Below are 24,340 nucleotides of genomic sequence, written 5' to 3'. Positions count from 1 at the left end.
CGCGACAGGCAGTCCCAGCAACGGCTTTAAAGATTGAAGCGAAGCCTGAGACCAAACACCAGCGGATCATCTGAATTCAGTCCCGGATTTTTGATGTACTGCACGTCGGCCGTCAGGGCCAGATTGTCCGATATGTCCAACCGATAGAATGCTTCGAACGTGGTTTGATTGTCCAACCCCGCCGTCACCGGTTCCGCCCATGTGGCCGCGATGCCAATCAGGTCGTCATAGAACCCCGGTCGCCAGATCAACCCGCCGGACGCGCCGCGTTTGGCAATCGGGTCGTTGCCATCGGACCAGCCCAGTCGACCAAACACCATCAGGTCGTTTTCAAAGGTGTAGTTGCCGGACAGGACAACACCCGAACTGGACGGCAGGCCTTTGTCCGCGCGGGCGTCGATGTGATAGGCCCCAAGGTGAACGTTGGTCAGGTAGCGTTGATTGCGGGCCGGGGTCCAGCCGATCTGAGCGTATTTGTAGAACTCGGCACCGCCGGGGAACCAGTCAACATCCGTCAAGGAACCATTTGCATCCGAGACGACCCCGAGCACATAGATCTGGTCCGTCAGGTAAACGCCGCCCCCGATCCCAAAGCCGGGGTCAGGGATTGTCAGGACGGGATTGTAATTGATGGCAAAGTTCTGAAAGCCGGTGCGGGGGTTCACGTAGCCGAGAACGTCGGTGTAGTCGCCCGGATCAATCCGGCCCGCAACGATGCCGCCGCGCCCGCCCATGATCGACTGAGACCAATAGGCAACGGACAGGCTGTTGCCGGTATCCCCGAACGTCAGCCCGGTCAGCCCGACATAGCCAATATCTCCGGCCAGACCTGCGGGTGTCTGGTCCAGACCCAGCCTGTGGCGGTTTTCCAGAATGAACACGAAGCTGCCGGGGTTGGTGCCGCCTCGATCTGCCAACGTCCATGTGCCCAGAATCCGGGCCTGTCCGGCGGCGCCGTCATCGACACCTGACACGGAGCTGTTGGCGCTCTGGTAAAGCGCCTGATAGTCAAATGACAGGGCAAGACCAGTGTTCTTCCCAAGTCGCTCTTTCCAGGATTCAGCGGGATCAATGGAGCGATCAAATCCGGGCCATCGTGAGGTTTGCTGCCTGCGCAGCCGGTCCTGTTCCTGCTGTGCTTCGGCGCTCGCAGGGCCACCAATCGACGCTGTCGCGGCGGCCTCAAGCCGACCCCGCGCGCCCGAGTCCTGAGCAACCGAAGTTGAAGCAAAACTTGCCACCAAGGCAGTCGATGCAATCCGGCGCCACATCAGAAGAAGTTCATCCATGTTGTCATGCGCAGGGTCAGCTGATTGATGAACTGGAACTTTGCGCCCTGATCGGTCAGCACCAGCCCCTGACCCGAAGACCCCGGCGGCAGGGTCTGCCCCTGGGTATCCAGATCCAGCACCACGACATAGGTCGTATCGGTTATTGTCGGCACTTCGGGTGTGGCGCCATCCAGATCATACTCGGCGTCTGGCGAGGACAGGAACAATCCCGACACGGTGCCCTGAAACGTCTGCCCAGGAAAGGACTTGAACACTGCTTCGGCCTTTTGGCCCGGTTTGACGTTGCGGATCTGGTTCTGGCTCAGGACCAGGTTTATGACCGGGTTGCTGATGTCGAGGAATGCCAGAACCGCAACATTCGGGGCGACCCGGTTGCCGGGCAGCAGGGTCATGGCGGGAACCATGCCGTCAAAGGGCGCGCGCACGGTTGTGTTTGCCAGATCCACTTTGGCGAGTGTCACGGCGGCTTTGGCCACCGCCATATTGGCACGCAGGGATTCGACTTCGGCCTCGGCGACCGCGTTGCGCGACAGCAGCTCCTCCTTTCGCGCCAGTTGGTCCTGAGCCAGTGCCAGCTGAGCCTGAGCCTGCTGCAGGGAAGCGGTGTAAGGCGTCTTGTCAATCTCGAACAGAACGTCACCTTGGGCAATCGGTACGCGAGATTTGGCGACAACCTCGGTCACCGGCCCGGCAACGGCGGGTTTGATCCCGACAGAGCCAACGGTAACCATGGTGCCGCCCATGGGCGCGTTCCAGTTGAGCGGCAGGAAGATGACCATGAAGGCAACAACACCGACAACCACGGGCGAAACCTTCATCCAGCCATACCACTTTGGCAGGACACCTACTTTGACCAGCAGCCAAAGGAGGCCAACGTAACTTCCAACAAGTAAGAGGATCATGCTGCACCTCCTGCTGCCGTGTTCGCCGCAGCAACGTCAGCATCTGTGGATCCGGCATAGGCCCAGATCAATACGAGAGGGAACAACACACCACCCGCGATCAAAGTGACCCATCCCCCCACGGACACAGCGGCCCGATAAGGATGCCGACGCTGCGCCGCCACCCGACCAGGCCACCCGCCCAGAAACAAAAAAACCCCAATCCCGAGACCTACCATGAACAGGATCATGCCAATGGCAATGTAATCAAGTGCTGTCATCGAACGACCTTCCTTGCTTAAAACCAGTCCAGCAGGCGGTTCGCGCCGCCTGCCAGAGACACCTTAGTTCAAGGTGTTCTTATAAATTATGCCGTCTTTCATGATCACGACAAGGTTCTTGTCCGGGTCAGTCAAAAGCGCGAGGTCTTCCAAAACGTTGCCGTCGACCAAAAGCAGATCAGCATAGGCACCTTCGGCGACGACGCCTTTTGCACCTTCCTGATAGGGATCATTTGGTCCCATAAGGTCAATGATCTCTGCTGCTGTTGAGGTTGCCGCCCGAAGCGTACCAGCCGCGCCAAGGTATTTCTCCAGTTGCAGCAATTCGAGGGCCGCTGTCTTGTCGAATCCAAGGGTTTGATTCCACTCAGCCAAAAGGTCGGTGCCAAATACGATTTTCACCCCATGCTTGATCGCTGCCTCCATGGCCACTGGGTATTCGTCGTAGATCGATTTCCACTTCGCAAAGCTTGCCGGTGACAGAAACGCTGCTGCATTCTCTTCTGACAGCCCGAGAACCGCTTCCAGATTGGGCTGCATGTAGACGCCTTTTTCTCCCATCAACTTGGCAGTCTCTTCGGTAATCAGTGGCGCGTGAAGAATATGCGGAACACCGGCCTCAACCGCCATTCGAACAGATTCATCGGTGTATGCGTGCACCGTGACAAATGTCTTCATGTTCCGCGCTACTTCCACAGCTGCCGCAATTTCCTCTGGCGAGCCTTGCAAGCCGTGCAAGGGATCAAACCGGCTGGAAACACCACCGCCGACCATCATCTTCAAATGGGTCGCACCTTTGCGAAAATTCTCTCGGCCACAGCGCCGGATTTCGGTGACGCCGTCGGCAATGCAAGCCGTGTAGTATTCATACCAACTTTTGATACCTCCGGAATTGTTGGGGTTGTATTCCATCCGCGTGCAAAAATCCCCATGCCCATTAGTTTGCGTAATGAAGGCCTCGGCGGAATAGATGCGCGGCCCAAAAAAACCAGCGTCTCCGTCGATCAGGTCCTTTAGATAAATCGCCGGCCCACCGACGTCCATGACAGTGGTAAACCCATTCATCAGCATGCCTTCAGCCCGCTTCATCGCAATTGCGCCATGCGCAAGAGGGCTCAGCTCGTGACGCGCCGTTGATAATGCCCGCACAATAGACAAATGCGTATGCATATCCATCAGGCCGGGCATCAATGTGCGCCCGTCGCCGTTGATGACAGTCGCCCCGCCTGCGCTAATCGCAGCGGTCGAGACGGTCTTGATCAGGTTTCCCTCAACCAACACGTTTGCGTTTTCGAGGAACCCGTCATTGACGCCATCGAACACATTGACGTTCGTAAACAATGTCTGCACTGGCTCATCCTGTGCCAAGGCAACCGTCGAGGCGAGGGAAAACGCAGATACCGTTAGTGCCTTCATCATCATATCAGTTCTCCAGGATGTTGTACTCAAATGGTTTTTCTCTTCGTATGATATTCGGGCGAAAGGCGTGCTCAGTGTCTTACCGATTGTTTGCCGGGTGCGTTGGTTACTCACTTGGCCCGCCATAGGAACCTGAGAAATTTTGTGCAGCCTTGGCTACGTCAACCATTTCCGCGGTGGTCACAATTGGTGTCGCTGTTGCCGTGTCGACGGTTCCGGCGCCGAACATAATCATTTGAATTGGGCTGATATCGACTGACTTGGGGCACTGGATGACGACGTAGCTTTTGTAGTTGTACATCCCAAAGTAGTAGTCGATCAGCTCACATCCAGCGGCGTTCATGAGCGTCGCGGCATTGGGGCCTCGGTCCTGAGGGTTTGCAATAATGGCGCCCCAGGTGGCGGGTTCGGCAATGCCTTCCAGCATATACCGGGTTGTTCCTTCGGCACTTGCCGTGGTCGCGAGGAGTGAGAACGCAGTCACCAGAGCCGTCATTTTCATTGAATTTCTCCTAAGCTAGTTGTGAATTTGGTTGGAGTTTGACGACAAGGTTCCCAGGAACGCCTCCAGATCGATCAGATCCCGATCGCTCAGACCCCCGTGGAAAATCTCATCCGCGAGCGGCGATCCGGACACAGTGCGGTAGTTGTTCAGGACCTGTGCCAGCGAGGTGAATGTTCCGTTGTGCATGTAAGGGGGGCGGTCGGCCACGCTACGTAACGAAGGGGTTTTGAACGTACCCGCATATTTGTGGGTGTCCCGGTCCAAAAAACGGATGTGATCGCTGTTCACGTCCGGGTCTGCATCGCTCCATTTTCCGAAGAACCAAAACTCTGTGGCTTCAAGTGCGTCAAAGGCCGCGCCCCGTCCCGGATCCGGCTCTCCGTTTGCGGGGGTTCCTGAGTGATGGAACTCTCCGTTCGTAAGCATGGGGCCATTGTGGCAATTGACGCATTTGGCTTGGCCGACAAACAACCGTAGGCCAGGCTTTTCGGACTTGGTCAGGATGTCGGTTCCGTTGGTCTGGCCTGGCAACGTATCGGCATAATAATCAAACCGGGTTGTTTGTGGCATCAATGTGCGAACATGTGCCGCCAGCGCCTTTCCGGTGTTTGCAAAGACTTGGTTGACCGGTTGACTTGTCGGGTCGCCTTTAAACACCTGCCGATAGGGTTCAGCGTAGTGCAGCGAGACAAGCTGTTGAACCTGATGCCGGTCAATTCCATGCTCCACCGGGTTTTCAAGCGGGCCAAGTGTCTGCGACCAGAGAGAGTCCGCGCGACCATCCCAAAAGAACCATTTCTGATAGGCCATTGCGACAATCGGCATGGTGCGACGGTTGGCAACACCAATCCCGAGACCCCGGGGCAGATCATCGGTAAAGCCATAGTCCTGCCGGTGGCAGGTCGCACAGCTGACTTTGCCGTTGGCGCTGAACCGGGCGTCGTTGAAGATCGCACGCCCCAGCGACGCGGCGCTTGGATTGTCGGCGTAGCGGTTGGAAGGTGAAGGTGGCGGAGGCCGCAGTTGCGATAAGGACAGGGATTGGATCAGGGCCAGTTCCCGTGGGGTCCAATCCGTGAATTCGGTTTCTGCGGCGTTGCTCCGGTTCGAAAGAACGACGCAAAAGTAGAAAGCTGCCAGCAAGAGCCAGATTGCTCTCGACGATGCGGAAGGTTCAGCTCTCATCCGCACGGTCCTTGTCCGGCGCGCATTGGTTTTCACCCACAATCACGTTGAAACGCAACAAATGGCGGCTGCCTGCTCCGGTGATGTCCAGAGTGACCTCCCAGTAGCCTGGCATGTGGAAATTCATTCCACGCACAAGATACACGCCTGGGGGATCGGTCTCCTGAGCCAAAGGGACGGTGGTCATGCCATGCAGATGTTCGGGCATATCCGCTGTCAGATCTATGTCTGCGCCCCTGACAGGCTGGCCCTGCTTGTCCTGCAATGACAATCGCCACGAATGCACGCCATTCAGCGGGACGTCCAGGAAATCGATCTCGTAAGACGCCTGTAGCGTTTCATATCGGGTGGCCACCGTCGTTGCGGTGTCCAGAACCTCAGGGCGCTCTCGGCGTAGTTTGCCAATCGCATCTATCGCGCCTGCCGTCTCCGGCAGGGCAAAGATTGAGAGTATAAGCAGGATCAACCAACGCATGATGTTGAGCTGACCAGAGGGGCAGGGCACCTCCGGTCTCCTTTTCCGTTGGGTTACCCGATGGTGTCTTTGATGACCCGCAGGAAGTTTCCCCCCATGATCTTGGCGATGTCCTCATCCGAATATCCACGCTTGATCAGGCCGCGCGTCATGTTCGGATAGGCCGAGTTATTCTCCCAACCGACGTGGCCGTCGGACCAGGGCCAGACCTCGAACTCACCGATGTTTGCCACAACTTCCTCGTCCCATTCGGGGGCCGACAGAATTTGTTCGAAGGTCGCGGGAATAATGAAATCAGACCCAAACCCGACACCGTCGATGCCGGCAATGTTCACCGCGTGATCAACGTTATCGAGCATGTCTTCAACGGTGCATTTATCGCTCCCCGCAATGGCCGTCGGCGTACTGATCACCCCCATCACGCCACCTTTGTCGGCAACCGCCCTGATGGCTTCATCCGTTGTCGCCCGTGTCTGATTGACCTTGGACAACATCCCCGCATGCGAAATCACGATGGGCTTGGTCGAAACTTCTGCCGCACGCATCTGAGTTTCAGGCGAACTGTGGCCGGTGTCGACCAGCATTCCGACCTCGTTCATCCGTTCAACCACCATGTGACCCAAACGACTGAGACCAAACCGGTTTTCCGGTGCTTCGGCGCTACCAGCGCCAACGGCATTGGTCGCGTTATAGGTGATCTGAATGATGCGCAGCCCTTTGCGATGCATCTCGTCCAGGCGGTTCACGGCGTCATCCAGAAATTTGGTGTTCTGCGTGCCCGGCATAAAGCCGACTTTGCCGGTCTTTTTTGCCTCCAGAATATCCACGTGAGTCAACGTCATCATCGCGTCATCCCGAAACAGGTGCATCATGCGATACAGCGCATCCAGATCCCGGTTCAACGCTTCCCAGCTCCACCATTCCTGTGGCTTGAACACGGTGTCCGGGGTCCAGCGCAACATGTCCGAAATCCCAATGGAGAAATTGCCCGATGTCCCGCCACCGCGTTTCATGTTGGTGATGAATTCGGGATAGAATGTGCATTCCGACAGGCCATCAAAGATGATCAGGGACTCGTGCAGTTCCTTGGCGTGCTCTTCTTGTTCCGGCGTCAGGCCAAAATCATACACCGTGGCTGGAGCACTGATATATTTGAAATTCTTGTTGCCGCTGAACCCACCGTATTCATCCAATTCGCGGGCCCAGGCAGTTGATCCCATTAAAGATGCCCCAACAGCAGATTGAGCGGCAATGGCCAGCAGTTCCCGACGCGATAACTTGTGTGTTTTTGGCATTTTGTCCTCCTGGAAGAACGGCTTCAATTAGCAACTGAAGCCAATAAAATCGTATTTCAAAGAAGTGCGGATCCCGGCGAGACAAAGTCTTTCCGGTATTCGGGTCAGTTTTTTAGTTGGACCCATTGGGATTAGAGATTAGCCAGTATTGCCGGATGCGTCCTATCTTTGGGGGACAGAAACAGCACAATTCGGTCCCACAATGAATGGCGCATCCCTTTGCAATTGGTTGCCTTGGAAGAATGCCTAACACTGCCCCCTTGCTGGTCCGCGCCGCGCTTTTAATGCCATTTCTTCATTATTTTGCACGGCACGGAGGGGATTTGGACCTTCTGTTGGAAGACTTGCAGATTTCGAGCGCCATCAAGACAGACTTTGACAGGCAAATACCTGTAAAAGCAGTCTATGAAGTGATCGATGAGATAACCGACCGACTTGGTGACCGTTTCGCTGGCGCTGCAGTTGGGCGTGACATGGCAATGACTGCTATGGGGCCTTTGGCTGAAAAATTGACCGCTGAGCAAGCGGTTGGTAGCTTTTTGGACCGCTTCCTTGTGTCGGTTAGATCTTATGGAAATTCCACGCACTACCGGCTGGAAAACGATGGGAAAAATGCAACTTTAAAAATGACTCGCAGGGTCCGACCTGACGCCAACCCAGCCTAGCAGGATGCCCTTTCTTTAGCTCTCCTTGTTGAACAAATTCGGCCACGTGTTGGGAATGCTTGGAGCTCCAACGATGTACTCGCTGTGGTCGCAGATGAAACTGTTGTTCCAGAATGGTTGCTGCCCCGGTCGTCCCTGATCACAGGGTCGGCAATGGGCATGACACTTCGTATACCAGCACAATGGATGTTGCTCAGCCATACAGGGGGATCAAGTGACTGGGAGCAGGATCAGGTTCACGAAGATTATGATACTTTGCCAAAAACGGTCCAAAAGTTCTGTGAAGAACACATGAGCGACCCGAATTTGGACCTGGCGGCAACGGCTCGGGCCTGTCACGTACACCCTAAGGCACTAAGCAGGATGCTGTCCTCGCACGGAACTTCCTTCAAGGCAATTTTAGAGGAACAGCGGCGAAAACACGCGATCGCTGCAATGTCCCAAGGCCACCTATCCATTACAGAGATCGCGCTTGCCACCGGCTTTGCCCACGCGTCAAATTTTTCACGCGCATACAAGCGCTGGACCGGAGAAACACCTTCGGCGGCTCGGGATAGGTTGAGGTAGAAGCGCTGTGCAGATTTTGGCGCGAAACACGGCGCTGGTTTGCAATCCACCCAAATGTAGACCCGTCATGTCTGCTATGGGCCGGGGTCACGGTTTTGCCTTTGAGCGCGACCCAGCTGATCTGAAAGCCGGGCCGCATCGCACCAAATCGGGCGATGGGGATCGCTGCATGGTACCGGGGAATTTTGACATGTGAGGGGGTGCGTGACCACCTGACCCGGATGATTTTTGGTGACAGGCACGGAACAAACCGCACCAAAGCAACCGTTAAGTGGCTGATTTATGGTATAATTTATGGGTGAATTGGTAGGCCCGGCAGGATTTGAACCCGCAACCAAAGCGTTATGAGCGCTCTGCTCTAACCGTTGAGCTACAGGCCCACCTTGGGGCTATGCGTACCATGAATGTCGCCCGCGTCAAGCCTGACCGTTGCATCAAAGCGCACAATCGAATAACCCCCGCGCAAGGTTTAAATGAGGATGGGCCTATGACTGCGGGAAAGAACGGCATGACCTATGCCGAAGCGGGTGTCGACATTGATGCAGGCAACGCGTTGGTGGATCGGATCAAGCCGGCCGCCAAGCGGACAAATCGGTCTGGCGTGGCCAGCGGGCTGGGCGGATTTGGGGCGCTGTTCGATCTCAAGGCGGCCGGATACGAGGATCCGATTCTCGTGGGTGCCACCGACGGCGTAGGCACCAAGCTGCGCATTGCCATTGATACCGGCGTGGTGGATGGCGTCGGCATCGACCTGGTGGCCATGTGTGTCAATGATCTGGTGTGCCAGGGTGCCGAGCCCTTGTTTTTTCTTGACTATTTCGCCACCGGCAAGCTGGAAACAGAAACCGCTGCCCGCATCATCGAAGGCATTGCCGAAGGCTGTGTGCGCTCTGGCTGTGCGCTGATTGGCGGCGAGACCGCGGAAATGCCGGGTATGTATCCCGAAGGTGATTTTGATCTGGCCGGGTTTTCGGTTGGCGCGATGGAGCGCGGCACCGCGTTGCCTGAAGGCGTGGTCGAAGGCGACGTTCTTCTGGGGTTGGCCTCGGATGGTGTGCACTCCAACGGCTATTCGCTGGTGCGTAAACTGGTCGAAGTGTCCGGGTTGGGCTGGGACGATGACTGTCCCTTTGCCGAAGGTAAAATGGGTGAGGTGCTGCTGACACCGACTCGGCTGTATGTGAAACAGGCGCTGGCTGCTGTGCGGGCAGGGGGCGTGCATGCGCTGGCCCACATTACCGGTGGCGGGCTGACCGAAAACCTGCCCCGTGTTCTGCCTGATGATCTGGGTGCTGATATCGACCTGAATGCCTGGGAATTGCCCGGTGTGTTCGAATGGATGGCGGCCACAGGTGGGATTGTCGAATCCGAGATGCTCAAGACCTTTAACTGTGGCATTGGGATGATCCTGTCGGTCTCGGCAGACCGTGCAGATGCGGTGACCGAGCTGCTGCAAGCCGAAGGTGAAACCGTGTCGCGACTCGGTACAGTGACCGCGGGTGCGGGGATGCGATATTCGGGTGCCCTGCTGTGAACAGCCCCAAACGCGTCGCGATCCTGATTTCAGGGGGCGGGTCGAACATGGTGTCGCTGGTCGAAAGCATGACTGGCGATCACCCAGCGCGTCCCTGTCTGGTGCTGTCCAATGATGCCAACGCAGGCGGTCTGAAAAAGGCCGCTGCTGCCGGCGTTCCGACGGCCGTTGTCGATCATCGCCCTTTCAAAGGCGATCGCGCCGCGTTTGAGGCCGAATTGGTCAAACCCATACTGGATGCCGGGGCCGACATCGTCTGTCTTGCCGGGTTCATGCGGGTGTTGACGGGGGGATTCGTGTCCCAGTTCCAAGGTCGGATGCTGAACATCCACCCGTCTTTGTTACCCAAATACAAGGGGCTGAACACCCACGCCCGTGCGCTCGAAGCCGGAGACGCGGAACATGGCTGTACCGTGCACGAGGTAACACCGGCATTGGATGATGGCCCGATTCTGGGTCAGGCGCGGATTCCGGTTCTGGCAGACGACACGCCTGATACGCTGGCCGCCCGGGTTCTGGGCTATGAACATCGCCTTTATCCGGCCGTGTTGCGCCGGTTTGCCATGGGCGATAAAACGCCCGTTCTTCTGGGCTGAACCGCTTGGTCACGGGCGCGACACTGGACCCGGTTTGCAAACGCTCCCGCGATTGCGTATCACGGAAGGAACGGGCGCTGCTGATACCGCAGGGTTCACAACAAGCCTGAAGCAGACAAAGAAAATTTGCATGAAAACTCTGACAACGACGCAAGACCTGGAAGCCTTTTGCCTTGAGGCGGCCAAACACCCCTATGTGACATTGGATACCGAGTTTTTACGCGAACGGACCTATTATTCGAAACTCTGCCTGATCCAGATGGCCTATCCGGGTGAGGGGAATGAAAACGCGGTGCTGATCGACCCGCTGGCCGACGGGCTGTCGCTGGAACCGATGTACGATCTGTTCCGCAATGAATCCGTGGTCAAGGTCTTTCATGCGGCGCGTCAGGATCTGGAAATCTTCTGGGTGGATGCCGGTGTCTTTCCGACACCGTTGTTTGATACCCAAGTCGCTGCAATGGTCTGTGGGTTTGGTGAACAGGTCGGTTATGAAACCCTGGTCAAAAAGATTGTCCGCCAGCCGCTGGACAAGACGTCCCGATTTACCGATTGGTCGCGCCGACCGCTGACAGACGCCCAAAAGAACTATGCGCTGGCCGATGTGACCCATCTGCGCCGGATCTATGAATTTCTGGCTGCGGATCTGGAGAAAAGCGGGCGGTCACACTGGGTGGCCGAAGAACTCAAGGTTCTGACCAATCCCGGCACCTATGACATTCAACCCGAAGAAGCCTGGCGGCGGGTCAAGACTCGGACCAATTCAGGTCGGTTCCTGGCAGTGGTGCGCGAACTGGCGGCGTTTCGCGAAGCACACGCCCAGACCAACAATGTGCCGCGCAACCGGGTGTTCAAGGATGACGCGCTGGTAGAACTGGCCTCGACCAAACCTGCAACGCAATCTGATCTCGGTGGATCGCGTCTGCTGCTTCGCGAAGCCCGCAAGGGTATCATCGCCGAAGGCATTCTGGCGGCAGTCAAACGTGGTGTGGATTGTACACCCGAAAATTTGCCCAAACCCGATACCTCCCGGGAAAAGCTTCAGGTGAACCCGGCGTTGGCCGATCTTTTGCGGGTGCTGCTCAAGGCCAAGACAGAACATGCGGGTGTTGCGGCCAAGCTGATCGCCAACAGTGCGGATCTGGACGCCATCGCCGCCGGATTGCGCGATGTTCAGGCGTTGTCGGGATGGCGGCGTGAAGTTTTTGGCAACGAGGCCCTGCGCCTGTGCAATGGAGAGATTGCGCTGGCGGCCAAAGGTCAAACCGTGCGGGTCGTAGAACTCTGACAGCCGACATTTTGGACCATAGCCCATCATAGTCCGGGGATCAGGTCTGGCGAAAGCCGGGGCGGACAGGGGAGGGGCGTCCAACGGACATAGCGTGGTCTATGATGTCAGCCTACCAGGGCGGGCAGAGCGGTCACACCAAAGACCCAGCCCCAATTTCGTGGTTCCCGTCAACCGGTGCCGCGATTACTGGCGCCGGGATTCCCGTGCATTCTGGGCCCCTTCGACCCGAACCGTGCGGATCTGTGCCAGCTGTTGATGCGTGATGCTATAGGCCGCGTGCACGGTACGGGTCCGGTCAGACCCGACCGGGGTGGGGTTGGCCGGATAGTTCACCCGAAAGGACAGGGTCATAACGGAAGGCGCGTCCTCGTCGGGTTCCTGCAACCGCAAACCCGCTGCAAAGGCTCCCTGACGGCTGGCCAACGCCGTAGCATAGATGATGGCCCCTGTCGGGGTGCGTTCGATCTTGAGACTGGTGATGGTCTCGACGCTTTGTGACACGTCTTCTGGTTCTGGTCTGGAAAACAGTCCCTTGCCACCATTGGCTGGCAACAGCGGATTTGTCTCCGTCAATAGCAACGGTTCGCCTCCGACCTCGGTGTCGGCGGGGATGGAATTTGATCGTCCAAACCAGTTGCGCGGGTTGGCGTTCGAGGTTTGCCAGGATCCACAGCTGGACAGGACCAGAGTTGAAATCAGAAGGAGTGTCACAGAAATGCGCATCATGCCCGCCATTCTTAATTGCTAAGCTTTGGGTTACCGCATCCGGGCGGCGTTGAAAAGCGGTTGAAATGAACCTGTGTCCGGCCTAGGTCTGAGCGAGACCAACCAGAGGGCGGAAAATGGCGACGCAAGCCTTTGAAGAGATCGTTGAAGACTTTGAGTTTCTGGAAGACTGGGAAGATCGCTATCGGCATGTGATTGACCAGGGCAAGGCAATGGCACCGTTGGATGAGGCATTGAAGGTGCCTGCCACCAAAGTGCATGGATGTGCCAGCCAGGTCTGGTTGCACCCCATTGTCGAAGGCGGGGTGTTTCGGTTCGATGGCGACAGCGATGCGCTGATTGTGCGGGGACTGATTTCGGTTCTGCGGGCGCTGTACAACGGGGTGCCGGTGGCCCAAATCGGACAGGTCGATGCGCGGGCCGAACTGGGGCGGTTGGGATTGAATGAACATCTGTCGGCGCAGCGATCGAACGGGGTCCGCTCCATGATCGAGCGCATCCGGGATGTGGCTGCGGAACACGCCTGAACTCGGGCCGGCATCGGGGGGCGCTGCCCCCCACATTGAAGCTGAAGCTTCAGTGTTCCCCCCGGGATATTTTTAGCCAGATGAAGACGCGAATCTGTTCCAGCGCGTCAGAGCCGGTTCCAGATCCCCATAGCCGGTGTGGCGGTGTTCGAAGTCGAGCCCCATTCGCTCGGCGCAGGCGCGCGCCTTGTCTATCAACGCCGGATCCCGGATCTGGGATTGATAGACAAGTTTGGTGTAATTTCCAAAAATCATGTCCCGCAGTTCCGGGTTCTTGTCCAGGCCCATGGGTTTCCAGATAAACGCATCGAATTGCTTGGCCAGAAAGTCGGTCAGATAGAATGCGGTTATTTCGCCTCCGTCAGAAATTTCGGCGAATTTCTCATTGCCTTCGAAAAACGAATAGCAATGCGGTCCCTGGATCATTTCGACACCCAGCTCGGCACATTTGCGTTCCAGCTCTCCGCCGGTGCCACAATCGGCATAGACCACGTGGATCGTATCATAGACACGGGCATGTTTTTTAACCGCCTCTTCGACCGAGAGCGTGATTTGTTCGGGATAGAGGTGCAATTTTGCGGGCAGGCATGTCAGGTCGATATGGTCGAGCTGGTTGGCCTGTTTGATATCCAGGATCTCGCGGGCGAGCGCGCCGCAGGCGATCAACAGGATACGTCCGGTTTTACGTTCAGGAGCGGCAAGCCCCTGTTCCGTCAGCGACTCTTCTTCGAGTGTTCGCCCGGTGGGAGGGCGAAAGGCAGCCCGACCTTCCAGGCGGGCTGCTCTTCCTTTTCGTGCCAAATCAGGCGCTCGCGCGGTTGTGCAGACGTGCAACCTGCTCTTTGGCGGTTTCCACGGCCACAGCGGCGTCGCGGCAATAGGCGTCAGCGCCAATGGCTTTGCCGAATTCTTCGTTCAGCGGTGCACCACCGACCAGAACGATGTAATCGTCGCGCTTGCCCTGTTCGATCATGGTGTCGATCACGACCTTCATGTAGGGCATTGTTGTGGTCAGCAGGGCGGACATACCCAGGATGTCGGGTTTGTGCTCTTCCAGAGCTTCCAGGTAGTTTTCGACCGGGTTGTTGATGCCCAGATCGACCACTTCAAAGCCTGCGCCTTCCATCATCATCGACACCAGGTTTTTACCGATGTCGTGGATGTCGCCTTTGACGGTGCCGATCACCATGGATCCGACGCGCGGGGCACCGGTTGCGGCCAGCAGCGGCTTCAGTATGGCCATGCCGCCCTTCATCGCGTTTGCAGCCAGCAGAACTTCAGGGACGAAGAGAATGCCATCGCGGAAGTCGGCACCCACGATGGTCATGCCACCAACCAGCGCTTTGGTCAGAACTTCATAGGGTTCCCAACCGCGTTCGAGCAGAATGTTAACGCCTTCTTCGATCTCTTCCTTGAGACCGTCATACAGGTCGTCGAACATCTGTTGGACAAGTTCTTCGTCGTCCAGTTCCGACAGGATGATGTCTTCTTCTTCCGACATGGGCGTAATTCCTCTAAGACTGGGCGGGGCGTCCCCGGGGGTTGTCTGTTGATTTCGAACCTTTTTGCCAGAAGCGCGTGAGGGAACTGCAATATTTGCGACATAGCCGAAGCTGCTACCGACCTCGCTGTTAAAAAATGTACACTTTGGTGTTCTGATTTCGCAGGACATGGTGAATTTTGCCGGATGTTCTTTATTTGTTCCCGGTGTTGTCGTAAGTTTGAGCCATGGAAATGGATTCTCATATAGTGCAGGAACGCCGCCGCGCCCGAGGCGCGGTGACAAACGCGTCGGGTCGGTTTGATCTGGAACGGCTGGGCGTAGATGACGGTTGGGAGCGTGACGAAGATCTCGCACCGATCAAAACGTCGGTTCAGGATGAGGTCGCGCGGAGCCTGATCACGTATAACAAATCGCCGGATCTGCCGTTTGACCGTTCGATCAACCCATATCGCGGCTGCGAACACGGCTGTGTCTATTGTTTTGCCCGGCCGACCCATGCTTATCTGGGATTGTCACCCGGATTGGACTTTGAAACCAGGCTGATCGCTCGCCCCAATGCGCCCCAAGTGCTGCGCCAGGAACTGGGACGGGTCGGATACAAGGTGCGTGCGTTGGCCATCGGGACGAACACTGATCCCTATCAACCGATTGAAAAGCAGCGGGCCATAACGCGCGCGTGTCTCAATGTGTTGTCAGACTTCAATCATCCGGTCGCGATTGTGACCAAGGGCGCGCTGATTGAACGTGACATTGACATATTGGCCCCAATGGCTGCGCGTGGGTTGGTACGGGTGGGGGTGTCGGTGACCACGCTGGATCCGGATCTGTCCCGCCGGATGGAGCCCCGTGTACCGACCCCGACGCGCAGGCTGGCGACAATACGTGCCCTGAGTGACGCGGGGATCCCGGTGCGCCTGATGGCCTCACCGGTGGTACCCGCGCTGACAGATCACGAGCTTGAGGCCTTGTTGGCAGCGGGCAGTGCTGCGGGCGCGGATGCGGCCAGCTGGATCATGCTGCGCCTGCCGCGTGAAGTGTCGGTGCTGTGGCAGGAGTGGCTGGCGGAACATGTGCCGGATCGCGCGGATCGGGTCATGGCACGGCTGCGCGAAATGCATGGGGGCAGGGATTATGACCCCCGCTGGGGCCACAGGATGCGCGGTCAGGGGCATTATGCTGAAATGATAGCCCAACGGTTTGTTGCAGCTGCGCGGCGGCTGGGGTTGGACCACAAGGTGCCTGATTTGCGCTGTGATCTGTTTGCACGGCCTCTGCAGGCCGGTGATCAGCTATCATTATTCTAACGGCAGGGGCCGCAAACGAAAAACCCCCGACCTGTTGTTTGGACCGGGGGAAATGGGGTCAGACAGAGACGCAATCAGGCGCGGCGGCGTCCGCGACGCCCACGGCGGCTGTCATCATCGGATTTGGCGTCTTCGCCGGTGCCGTCCGACGCCGAGGTGAATGGGCCCAGAACCTGAGTGATCTGTTCCAGAGTGGGGCGCTCGCCGCGCGACCGTGTATCCAACGCTTCGCGCATGGACCGCAGGTGTTCTGGCATGGTGCCACAGCAGCCCCCGATGATCTTGGCTCCGCAATCGCGGGCCATCACCGCATATTCACCCATCAATTCCGGGGTGCCGTCATAGTGAATATGGCCATCCACATATTTCGGGATACCGGCGTTTCCTTTGGAAATGATTGGGCGTTCAGTACCTTGGGCCACAAACCCCAGAACCGTACGCAGAATATCCGATGCGCCGGTGCCGCAATTGGCACCAAAAGCCAGCGGCTTGTTGGAAAAATCCTCGACCAGCTGCGCCAGGTCAGCCGATGTGACCCCCATCATGGTGCGCCCGGCTGTGTCAAAGCTCATGGTGCCAACCCAAGGCATATCCGCCAGCGCAAACGCTTCGGCGGCTGCACGATATTCTTCGGGGGCTGAAATCGTCTCCAGCCACAGCACATCGACGCCGCCTTCCTTGAGACCATCGGCCTGTTCGTGGAACATTTCAACGGCCAGCTCGTGCGACAGTTCGCCAACAGGCAGCATGATTTCACCGGTCGGTCCAACAGAACCAGCCACGATGATCTTGCGTTCCGCCCGATCAGCGACATTCCGACCCAATTCTGCACCGGCCTTGTTCAGTTCGCGCACGCGTTTGTCGGCGTCATGCAATTTCAGGCGGGCAGCCGTGCCGCCAAAGGTGTTGGTCAGGAACAGGTCGCTTCCTGCGTCAACCGACCCCTGATACAGCGCGGTGATTTTGGCAGTCTCCTGGACGTTCCACAATTCAGGGGCGTCGCCAGATTGCAGGCCCATGTTGAATAGATTGGTGCCGGTTGCACCATCTGCCAGCAAAACATCCTTGCTGGCCAGTAGGTCTGCGAAAGCATTGGTCATTGTCGATCCGTCCTGCAGCATCTGGGCACATGTCACCCATGGGTTACGGGCCCGATTTGTCACGGATGCGTGAGCTGTGCAATTTCATTTTTTTCATCATGATTATGAGATCAGCGTCCCCCTGTGACCCCGTGGAAAGGCGAATCGGGGTGGGGCGGGGCCTTGGCCTCCGGTCTGATTGGCGCTTGTCCGGTGACATGGCGCAACACTGACCCCGCCAAAAGATGCGCGGGAAATAGCAGAGGGTGTTGGGAATCACTCCCTGTGGCATCCGGGGGTATATGGGGCAGGGTGCGACCCACATTTCACATTTGCCGCGGAATTGCGGCCAAAAACCGGGTCAGAATTTTGAAATGACATCGATGGAGCGTGATTCAGTTGGTCCGCTTCCGACCTCGGTCAGAAAACAACAGGGAATCCATTGGGGGCGCGGCGATTTCAGAGTGTGCGCCTGGACATTCAAAATGACTGGATCAGTCCACGGTCCAAGCGGTTTGCCTTGCACCTGGTCTCCTGCGGTCTTCAGGCGTCGATGGGGGCGGCGGTGATGCCGTCATGGTACTGAACCCGTCGAGCAGATCATTCAATGCGCTGAATACAATCCCTGCACACAACCGTCGGCCGTGCCGCCGTGACTGCGCGTCCAAGCGCGTCGCACTGGTCGCTCTATTGATGCCGCATCTGGTGGGGCGGCAAAGAAAAACACCTCGCGGCAGATGCGCGAGGTGTCAATGTTTTCAATTGTCTGGCGACAAAAGATCAATCCGTTTCCGTCAGGATCTGGTCCTTGGCGGTTGGCAGCAACGCGGCCCGTTTGGCGCGGATTTCATCCGAGGTCACCTTGCCTTCGAGATCTGCTGTGATCTTGCGCACGACATCTTCATGGCCGGCTTCCTCGAAATCGGCAATCACGACGGTCTTGGCATAGGCTTCTGCGTCGTCACCGGATTTGCCCATCAATTCGGCGGCCCACAGGCCGAGGAGTTTGTTGCAGCGGGCTTGTGCCTTGAACTGCATCTCTTCGTCATGGGCAAATTTGGCTTCGAATGCGGATTCGCGGTCGTCAAAAGTGGTCATTGGGTTGCGCCCCTTTGGCAAAGTCGTTCTTCTTATTCAGATATGCCTTCGGATAGCGCGAACCGCAAGAGGCTGTGCTACGCTTGCGACACTGCGGCCCTTGCACTATGAGGGCGGCAAAGTCCGGGGACTCATCGCCCGGCTGGTTTTGGAAGGGTTGCCCATGGCACGTCGCAATAAGATCTACGAAGGCAAAGCCAAAATCCTGTATGAAGGTCCGGAACCGGGCACGATCGTGCAGTATTTCAAGGACGATGCCACCGCGTTCAACGCCGAAAAGAAAGATGTGATTGACGGCAAGGGTGTCCTGAACAACCTGCTGTCTGAATATTTCATGAACGGTTTGGGCCAGATCGGGGTGCCGACCCATTTTCTGAAACGTCTGAACATGCGCGAACAGTTGGTGCGCAGCTGCGAGATCATTCCATTGGAAGTAATCGTGCGCAACTTTGCCGCAGGATCCATGTCCAAACGCCTGGGAATTGATGAGGGCACCCAATTGCCGCGCCCGATCGTGGAATATTGCTACAAGGACGACTCGCTGGGCGATCCGCTGGTCTCCGAAGAACATATCGCCGCCTTTGGCTGGGCCAGCCAACAGGATATGGACGATATCCTGAGCCTGGCATTGCGGGTCAACGATTTCATGTCCGGTGTGATGTTCGGCGTGGGTATCAAACTGATCGACTTCAAGATCGAAGTTGGCCGGATCTACGATGGCGACTTCCAGCGTCTGGTGATTGCTGATGAAATCAGCCCCGACAGCTGCCGGTTGTGGGACAAGGAAACCGGCCAGAAGCTGGACAAGGACGTGTTCCGTCGCGACCTGGGCAGCCTGACCGATGCCTATTCCGAAGTCGCACGCCGTCTGGGCGTGATGCCGAATTCGGCCACACCGATGACCAAACCGACTCTGATCAACTGACTGTCCCGGCATCCGGATCGGATGCCGGATTATTTTTGGCAATAGGGGCCTGTCGACGGCCCAACCTGAACCTAAAGGACGATGCAATGAAAGCACGGGTGCATGTGATGCTGAAAAACGGGGTTCTGGACCCGCAGGGCGAAGCGGTTCGCCACGCGTTGGGTGCCATGGGCTTTGACAAGGTGCAGGGTGTGCGCCAGGGCAAGGTGATCGACCTGGAACTGGCTGACGGCGCATCCGAAGCAGATGTCACCGAAATGTGTGAAAAGCTGCTGGCCAATACCGTCATCGAATCCTACAGCATCGAGCTACAGTGATGAAAGCGGCGGTTGTTGTCTTCCCGGGTTCGAACTGCGACCGCGATCTGGCGGTGGCTTTTGAACAGGCGGGTTTCGATGTCCAAATGGTTTGGCACAAGGAAACTGGTTTGCCGGATGGTGTCGATATTGTCGGCGTACCGGGCGGGTTTTCCTATGGTGATTACCTGCGATGTGGGGCCATTGCGGCGAAATCTCCGATCTGCCAGGCGGTTGTCGAACATGCGAACCGTGGTGGCTATGCCATCGGTGTCTGCAACGGATTTCAGGTTCTGACCGAAACCGGTGTTTTGCCGGGTGCGCTGTTGCGCAATGCGGGATTGAAATACATCTGCCGCACGGTGGATCTGACTGTCGCGACCTCGAACAGTGCCTTTACCGAAGGGTACAACGCGGGCGATGTGATCGGCATTCCGATCGCGCATCACGATGGCAACTATTTTGCCGATGCGGATACCGTGTCGCTGTTGCACGATCAGGATCGGGTGGCGTTCACCTATTGCGACAATCCGAACGGATCTGTTGCCGACATTGCGGGGATCCTGTCGGAAAACCGTCGTGTGCTGGGGATGATGCCCCACCCAGAGAGGGCTGCTGACGATGGTCACGGCAGTTCCGAAGGGGCGGCAGTGTTCCGCGCACTGGCCGGGGTTCTCACACCTGCGTGACTTGTCGTGGCGCTAGAGCGGGCGTAGTTTAGAAACATGCCCGCACCACGCCTGCCAGCCCAGTCTTCCAAAAAGAACACGCGCTCCAGCACGATCAGCTGGCGCGTGCGTTTGGCCATTCTGGTTTTGATGATCACAGCCGGAGCCACCATCTGGGTGACAAACCGGTTGATGACCAGCCGGTTCACCGAGAGCACGCGCAATCGGGCCGAACTGCGGTTGACGCTGTATTCGGGAAACCTGATCAGCGAATTGCGCCGCCATGCAATCGTGCCGCAATTGCTGGCCCGTGACCCGGCGCTGATTGCAGCGCTGCAATCGCATGACTTCAGCCTCTCGACTCAGCGCCTGATTTCCTTTGTCGATGAAATCGGTGCGGCGTCCTTGATGTTGCTGGATCAGGATGGTCGCACCGTCGCGGCCACAGACCGGAACCGGCTGGGCGAAGGGCATCGAAGCGAGGGGTATTTTGTCGATTCAATTCGCGCCAATGCCACTGTGTTTTCGGTGATCAAACGCGACGCAGGCGGCTATCGTTTTACCTATTCCCGTCGACTCGAAGCTGCGTCCGAAGTGTTGGGCGTCATCGTGGTCGAGGTGGATCTGCAGAAATTCGAACGCGCCTGGGCCGGAATATCGGACGCGGTGATGGTCACCGACACCGAAGGCACCATCATCCTGGCCAGCGAACCGCGGTGGCGCAGCAAGACCGAACAGGACGCGCTGAACGCACAGACCCCGATCGGGGCGATCCAGCGGGCAATCCGGGTGACGTCGGATTGGACGGCGTTGCCGGCGGATGCCTATTTGGCGGGCGAGGCGGTGATCCGGATGGACACGCGCATTCCATTTCGGGGGTGGCGGATGACATCCTTTACCACCCATGCGTCAATCCGCGAGCGGGTAAATGCGATTCTGGCGCTAGAGATCATGGGATTCGCCATCCTTCTGGCCTTTGCCTTTTATGCACTCAGCCGGAAAACCGCGTTGCGCATGGCATTGTTCCAGCGGGAGTCGGCAGAGCTTCGCGTATTGAATGCCCGGCTACAGCGAGAAATTGCCGAACGCGAACGGATGCAGGAAACCCTTGCCGTGGCTGAACAAAGTCTGGCGCAGAGTTCCAAACTCGCGGCTTTGGGCGAGATGTCGGCCGCGGTCAGTCACGAGCTGAACCAGCCTTTGGCGGCGATGAAAACCTATCTGGCGGGTGCCCGCCTGTTGCTGGGTCGCAACCGTCCTGATGAAGCGCTGGCCTCCTTTGGGCGTATCGACGATTTGATCGAACGCATGGGGGCGATCACCCGGCAGCTGAAATCCTATGCACGCAAGGGAGGCGATGCGTTTTCCCCTGTAAACATGGGCGATGCGCTGGCCTCCTCCCTGTCGATGATGGAACCCCAACTGCGTCAGCGCCACGTTCAGATTGCCCGGTATCTGCCCGAAGATCCGGTATTGGTGATGGGCGATCGGATGCGGATCGAACAGGTCATGGTGAACCTGTTGCGCAACGCATTGGACGCCACCAAATCAGTGACCTCGCCCGAGGTCGAAATCATCCTGGCTGCTGGGGAAACCGCGACCTTGACCGTTCGTGACAATGGCGAGGGTATCCGCGACTTTGACGAGCTGTTCGAGCCGTTTTACACCACCAAGGAACCAGGTGACGGGGTTGGGTTGGGGCTTGCCATCTCATCCGGGATCGTGAACGACCTAGGGGGACGGTTGACCGCGCGCAACGGACAAAAGGGCGGGGCGGTCTTTGAAATGCAATTGCCGATTCTTGAAGACGGCATGGAAGCGGCTGAATAAGCCGCAATTGAACAAAGGAATTGAACGATGGCACAAGCCATGAAAATCGCGATTGTCGACGACGAAAAAGACATGCGTCAGTCGATCAGCCAGTGGCTGGCGCTTTCGGGCTATGACACGGAAACCTTTGCCAGCGCCGAAGATGCGCTGAAGATTCTGGGACCGGATTATCCCGGGATCGTGATTTCCGATATCAAGATGCCGGGCATGGATGGGATGCAGTTCCTGAAAAAGCTGATGGGATCGGACAGCGCGTTGCCGGTGATCATGATCACCGGACATGGTGACGTGCCCATGGCGGTCGAGGCGATGCGGGTCGGAGCGTTCGATTTTCTGGAAAAACCCTTTAACCCCGATCGCATGTCGGAACTGGCCAAAAAGGCCAGCAACGCGCGTCGTCTGGTGCTGGACAATCGCGCATTGCGCCGTGAGTTATCGGATGGATCACAGCTGATGAAGAAGCTGATCGGGGCCAGCCCGGTGATGAATCGGCTCAAGGAAGACATCCTGGATCTGGGGCAGGCCGATGGTCATGTTCTGATCGACGGGGAAACCGGCACCGGCAAGACATTGGTGGCCCACGCGTTGCACGCGGTGGGCAGCCGTGCCGGCAAGCGGTTTGTTCTGGTGTCCTGCGCGGCGCTGGAAGAAGACGCTTTGGCGAAACGGCTGTTTGGCCCGATGATGCCCGAAGACTCGCAATTGCCTGCGGTTGAAGAGGCGCGCGGTGGTACACTGGTTCTGGAAGACATCGAAGCGCTGTCTGAAGGTCTGCAAGCCAAGTTGTTGAGCGTGATCAACGAACAGGGCACCCCGGCCGAAACCCGGATCATCGCGATTTCCAACCTTCAGGAAGCCGGAAAGACCTGCGAAGATGCGCTGCGCCCGGATCTGTTCTATCGTCTTGCCGCATTGCGCATCACCGTACCGCCGTTGCGCCAGCGCGGCGAAGACATCCTGACCCTGTTTACCCGGCTGTCCGAACAATTCGCCGAAGAATATGGCTGTGACGCGCCGCAGGTAACTGCTCAGGAGGCGGCACAATTGTTGCAGGCTCCCTGGCCGGGCAACGTGCGCCAGCTGATCAATATCGTGGAGCGCGCTGTGCTGCAGGCCCGGCGCGGGTCGGGCACCATCGTGTCGCTGTTGATGTCGGACCACGAAGAGATGCAACCGGTGATGACCACCGAAGGCAAACCGCTCAAGGAATATGTCGAAGCCTTTGAACGGATGCTGATCGACAACACCATGCGCCGCCACAAGGGATCCATCGCATCGGTTATGGAAGAACTGTGCCTGCCGCGGCGGACGCTGAATGAGAAAATGGCCAAATACGGCTTGCAACGTTCTGATTATCTCTGATTTTTCACGCCACATCTGTGCTCGGGACCCGAAATCTTTAATAGATTTCGGCCCGTTTTCCGTGTCGGAAAACGCCCCGCCTTCATCTTCTGTTGCACTTTGCAACATGGTCCTGACCCTGGCTTGCAGGCGATAGCGTTACGTGACAAATGTTTGCGCAAACAGCGAGGGTGGGCAGATGCAACCGGAAGCGTATCTTTTTGACATGGACGGGCTGCTTCTTGATACAGAGCGCCTGTATGTTGGGCTCGGGGTAGAAGTGACCACGCGATATGGGGTCCCAAAGCGGATGTCCGAGCAGTTCTTTGTGGGTTTGGTTGGATCTTCCGCGCATCATGCCAATGCCTGTCTGTCAGAGTTCTTGCCTGCGCATCTCTCGGTCAGCGCGTTCTTGAAAGAGTGGGACGCGCTCGTTTACGCGCGGATATCTGACCAAGCACCGTTGCGGCCAACTGTCCGTGCGACCCTCGATGCTCTGACTGATGTGGGCGCGCGCATGGCGGTTGTCACCTCGACCCGCAGCGCGCGGGCCCGACATCATCTGGAACTGGCCAGGCTGGCCCATTATTTCGAGGCGGTTCTTGGCGGGGATGAGGTTTCCGCCAACAAGCCTGATCCTGCGCCCTATCTCGAGGCGGCGGCGCGTCTAGGCCTGCCTGCGCATCGCTGCGCCGCGTTTGAGGACAGCGATCGGGGGATCGCTTCGGCGGTTGCGGCCGGGTGTTTTGCAGTGCAGGTGCCGGATCTGCGCGCGGCCAATACGCCGCTGCCAGATCTTGGCCAGTTGACGGCAACAACCTTGGCCGAAGGGGGCGAGAAAGTTCACGGCACGGCCATCGAACACGCTTTGGACGCCTGACCCGTTTGAATTTAATCAATACTGAGCACAGGTTTTCGCAAGGGCGTGCAAGAAGCCCATTGTCTTTACCTATCCACAGGTCTTATGTTGATAGAACGGGACCAGCAATGTGATGCGATGATCCCGCGTAGAGTTTCGCTGTTCTGCTGTCTTTGTCCGGCACCATCCGAGAAGGC

Annotated in this window: 26 protein-coding genes and 1 tRNA gene; 13 read left to right on the top strand and 14 right to left on the bottom strand. The window is 57.5% G+C overall.

Annotated elements, in window-relative coordinates; genetic code table 11:
* Positions 1–26 precede the first annotated feature (26 nt).
* The 8 genes from QEZ52_RS12165 to QEZ52_RS12130 form a co-directional block, all read right to left on the bottom strand.
* Positions 27–1,289, bottom strand: a complete 1,263-nt coding sequence (locus tag QEZ52_RS12165; RefSeq protein WP_406644620.1) for a carbohydrate porin — start codon at positions 1,287–1,289, stop codon at positions 27–29.
* Positions 1,271–2,194: an efflux RND transporter periplasmic adaptor subunit gene (locus tag QEZ52_RS12160; protein ID WP_406644618.1), complete on the bottom strand. Its 924-nt coding sequence runs from the start codon at positions 2,192–2,194 to the stop codon at positions 1,271–1,273. Before QEZ52_RS12160 ends, QEZ52_RS12165 begins: the two co-directional genes overlap by 19 nt.
* Positions 2,191–2,454, bottom strand: coding sequence for a DUF3302 domain-containing protein (locus QEZ52_RS12155; RefSeq protein WP_406644617.1), 264 nt, complete (start codon positions 2,452–2,454; stop codon positions 2,191–2,193). The genes QEZ52_RS12160 and QEZ52_RS12155 overlap by 4 nt, the downstream gene beginning before the upstream one ends.
* 63 nt (positions 2,455–2,517) lie before the next feature.
* Positions 2,518–3,876: an amidohydrolase family protein gene (locus QEZ52_RS12150; RefSeq protein ID WP_406644616.1), complete on the bottom strand. Its 1,359-nt coding sequence runs from the start codon at positions 3,874–3,876 to the stop codon at positions 2,518–2,520.
* Positions 3,877–3,979: 103 nt separating this feature from the next.
* A complete protein-coding gene (locus QEZ52_RS12145) occupies positions 3,980–4,375 on the bottom strand; it encodes a hypothetical protein (protein WP_406644615.1) in 396 nt (131 codons plus the stop codon).
* Positions 4,376–4,390: 15 nt separating this feature from the next.
* Positions 4,391–5,563: a cytochrome-c peroxidase gene (locus QEZ52_RS12140; protein ID WP_406644614.1), complete on the bottom strand. Its 1,173-nt coding sequence runs from the start codon at positions 5,561–5,563 to the stop codon at positions 4,391–4,393.
* Positions 5,553–6,068, bottom strand: coding sequence for a FixH family protein (locus QEZ52_RS12135; RefSeq protein WP_406644613.1), 516 nt, complete (start codon positions 6,066–6,068; stop codon positions 5,553–5,555). The genes QEZ52_RS12140 and QEZ52_RS12135 overlap by 11 nt, the downstream gene beginning before the upstream one ends.
* Positions 6,069–6,091: 23 nt before the next feature.
* The gene (locus QEZ52_RS12130; RefSeq protein ID WP_406644612.1) at positions 6,092–7,333 is read right to left on the bottom strand and encodes a dipeptidase; all 1,242 of its coding nucleotides are present in this window, start codon (positions 7,331–7,333) and stop codon (positions 6,092–6,094) included.
* A 242-nt stretch (positions 7,334–7,575) separates the two neighbouring features.
* Between QEZ52_RS12130 and QEZ52_RS12125 the strand changes: the two genes are divergently transcribed.
* A complete protein-coding gene (locus tag QEZ52_RS12125) occupies positions 7,576–7,998 on the top strand; it encodes an AraC family transcriptional regulator ligand-binding domain-containing protein (RefSeq protein ID WP_406644611.1) in 423 nt (140 codons plus the stop codon).
* A 153-nt stretch (positions 7,999–8,151) separates the two neighbouring features.
* Positions 8,152–8,565: a helix-turn-helix transcriptional regulator gene (locus tag QEZ52_RS12120; RefSeq protein ID WP_406644610.1), complete on the top strand. Its 414-nt coding sequence runs from the start codon at positions 8,152–8,154 to the stop codon at positions 8,563–8,565.
* Between the two features lie 304 nt (positions 8,566–8,869).
* Here the strand turns inward: QEZ52_RS12120 and QEZ52_RS12115 are convergent.
* Positions 8,870–8,945: transfer RNA gene (locus QEZ52_RS12115), tRNA-Ile, on the bottom strand.
* A gap of 107 nt (positions 8,946–9,052) precedes the next feature.
* Between QEZ52_RS12115 and purM the strand changes: the two genes are divergently transcribed.
* From purM to rnd, 3 genes are all read left to right on the top strand, one after another.
* Positions 9,053–10,099: a phosphoribosylformylglycinamidine cyclo-ligase gene (gene purM, locus QEZ52_RS12110; protein ID WP_406644609.1), complete on the top strand. Its 1,047-nt coding sequence runs from the start codon at positions 9,053–9,055 to the stop codon at positions 10,097–10,099.
* Positions 10,096–10,695, top strand: coding sequence for a phosphoribosylglycinamide formyltransferase (purN, locus tag QEZ52_RS12105; protein WP_406644608.1), 600 nt, complete (start codon positions 10,096–10,098; stop codon positions 10,693–10,695). The genes purM and purN overlap by 4 nt, the downstream gene beginning before the upstream one ends.
* A gap of 130 nt (positions 10,696–10,825) precedes the next feature.
* Positions 10,826–11,983, top strand: coding sequence for a ribonuclease D (rnd, locus tag QEZ52_RS12100; protein WP_406644607.1), 1,158 nt, complete (start codon positions 10,826–10,828; stop codon positions 11,981–11,983).
* Between the two features lie 186 nt (positions 11,984–12,169).
* On the opposite strand, the gene QEZ52_RS12095 is transcribed toward rnd, so the two are convergent.
* Positions 12,170–12,712 carry a hypothetical protein gene (locus tag QEZ52_RS12095; protein WP_406644606.1) on the bottom strand — a complete coding sequence of 181 codons (543 nt, stop codon included), beginning with the start codon at positions 12,710–12,712 and terminating at the stop codon, positions 12,170–12,172.
* 116 nt (positions 12,713–12,828) lie between these two features.
* Between QEZ52_RS12095 and QEZ52_RS12090 the strand changes: the two genes are divergently transcribed.
* Positions 12,829–13,239, top strand: a complete 411-nt coding sequence (locus QEZ52_RS12090; protein WP_406644605.1) for a SufE family protein — start codon at positions 12,829–12,831, stop codon at positions 13,237–13,239.
* A gap of 72 nt (positions 13,240–13,311) precedes the next feature.
* Here the strand turns inward: QEZ52_RS12090 and QEZ52_RS12085 are convergent, their stop codons facing one another.
* Positions 13,312–14,040: a DUF1638 domain-containing protein gene (locus QEZ52_RS12085; RefSeq protein ID WP_406644604.1), complete on the bottom strand. Its 729-nt coding sequence runs from the start codon at positions 14,038–14,040 to the stop codon at positions 13,312–13,314.
* Between the two features lies 1 nt (position 14,041).
* Entirely contained in the window at positions 14,042–14,740 is a 699-nt protein-coding gene (locus QEZ52_RS12080) for a B12-binding domain-containing protein (protein WP_406644603.1), read from the bottom strand.
* Between the two features lie 233 nt (positions 14,741–14,973).
* Here QEZ52_RS12080 and QEZ52_RS12075 point away from each other — a divergent pair, with 233 nt between their 5' ends.
* Entirely contained in the window at positions 14,974–16,047 is a 1,074-nt protein-coding gene (locus tag QEZ52_RS12075) for a PA0069 family radical SAM protein (protein ID WP_406644602.1), read from the top strand.
* Positions 16,048–16,121: 74 nt separating this feature from the next.
* Here QEZ52_RS12075 and bmt read toward each other — a convergent pair whose 3' ends face one another.
* Both bmt and QEZ52_RS12065 read right to left on the bottom strand, forming a co-directional pair.
* Positions 16,122–17,147: a betaine--homocysteine S-methyltransferase gene (bmt, locus tag QEZ52_RS12070; protein WP_406644601.1), complete on the bottom strand. Its 1,026-nt coding sequence runs from the start codon at positions 17,145–17,147 to the stop codon at positions 16,122–16,124.
* Between the two features lie 759 nt (positions 17,148–17,906).
* Positions 17,907–18,224 (bottom strand): DUF1476 domain-containing protein, encoded by a 318-nt coding sequence (locus QEZ52_RS12065; RefSeq protein ID WP_406644600.1) that lies wholly within the window; start codon positions 18,222–18,224, stop codon positions 17,907–17,909.
* A gap of 163 nt (positions 18,225–18,387) precedes the next feature.
* On the opposite strand from QEZ52_RS12065, the gene purC reads away from it, so the two are divergent.
* The 6 genes from purC (at position 18,388) to QEZ52_RS12035 (ending at position 24,164) form a co-directional block, all read left to right on the top strand.
* A complete protein-coding gene (purC, locus tag QEZ52_RS12060) occupies positions 18,388–19,149 on the top strand; it encodes a phosphoribosylaminoimidazolesuccinocarboxamide synthase (RefSeq protein WP_406644599.1) in 762 nt (253 codons plus the stop codon).
* An 86-nt stretch (positions 19,150–19,235) separates the two neighbouring features.
* A complete protein-coding gene (purS, locus tag QEZ52_RS12055; protein WP_406644598.1) occupies positions 19,236–19,466 on the top strand; it encodes a phosphoribosylformylglycinamidine synthase subunit PurS in 231 nt (76 codons plus the stop codon).
* Positions 19,466–20,134 (top strand): phosphoribosylformylglycinamidine synthase subunit PurQ, encoded by a 669-nt coding sequence (gene purQ, locus QEZ52_RS12050; RefSeq protein ID WP_406644597.1) that lies wholly within the window; start codon positions 19,466–19,468, stop codon positions 20,132–20,134. Before purS ends, purQ begins: the two co-directional genes overlap by 1 nt.
* 36 nt (positions 20,135–20,170) lie before the next feature.
* Positions 20,171–21,943 (top strand): ATP-binding protein, encoded by a 1,773-nt coding sequence (locus QEZ52_RS12045; RefSeq protein WP_406644596.1) that lies wholly within the window; start codon positions 20,171–20,173, stop codon positions 21,941–21,943.
* Between the two features lie 27 nt (positions 21,944–21,970).
* Positions 21,971–23,305, top strand: a complete 1,335-nt coding sequence (locus tag QEZ52_RS12040; RefSeq protein ID WP_406644595.1) for a sigma-54 dependent transcriptional regulator — start codon at positions 21,971–21,973, stop codon at positions 23,303–23,305.
* Positions 23,306–23,483: 178 nt separating this feature from the next.
* The gene (locus QEZ52_RS12035; RefSeq protein ID WP_406644594.1) at positions 23,484–24,164 is read left to right on the top strand and encodes an HAD family hydrolase; all 681 of its coding nucleotides are present in this window, start codon (positions 23,484–23,486) and stop codon (positions 24,162–24,164) included.
* Positions 24,165–24,340 lie beyond the last annotated feature (176 nt).

Source organism: Aliisedimentitalea scapharcae, assembly GCF_045277565.1.
GTDB lineage: Bacteria > Pseudomonadota > Alphaproteobacteria > Rhodobacterales > Rhodobacteraceae > Aliisedimentitalea > Aliisedimentitalea scapharcae.
This window is presented reverse-complemented; position numbering and strand designations above follow the sequence as displayed.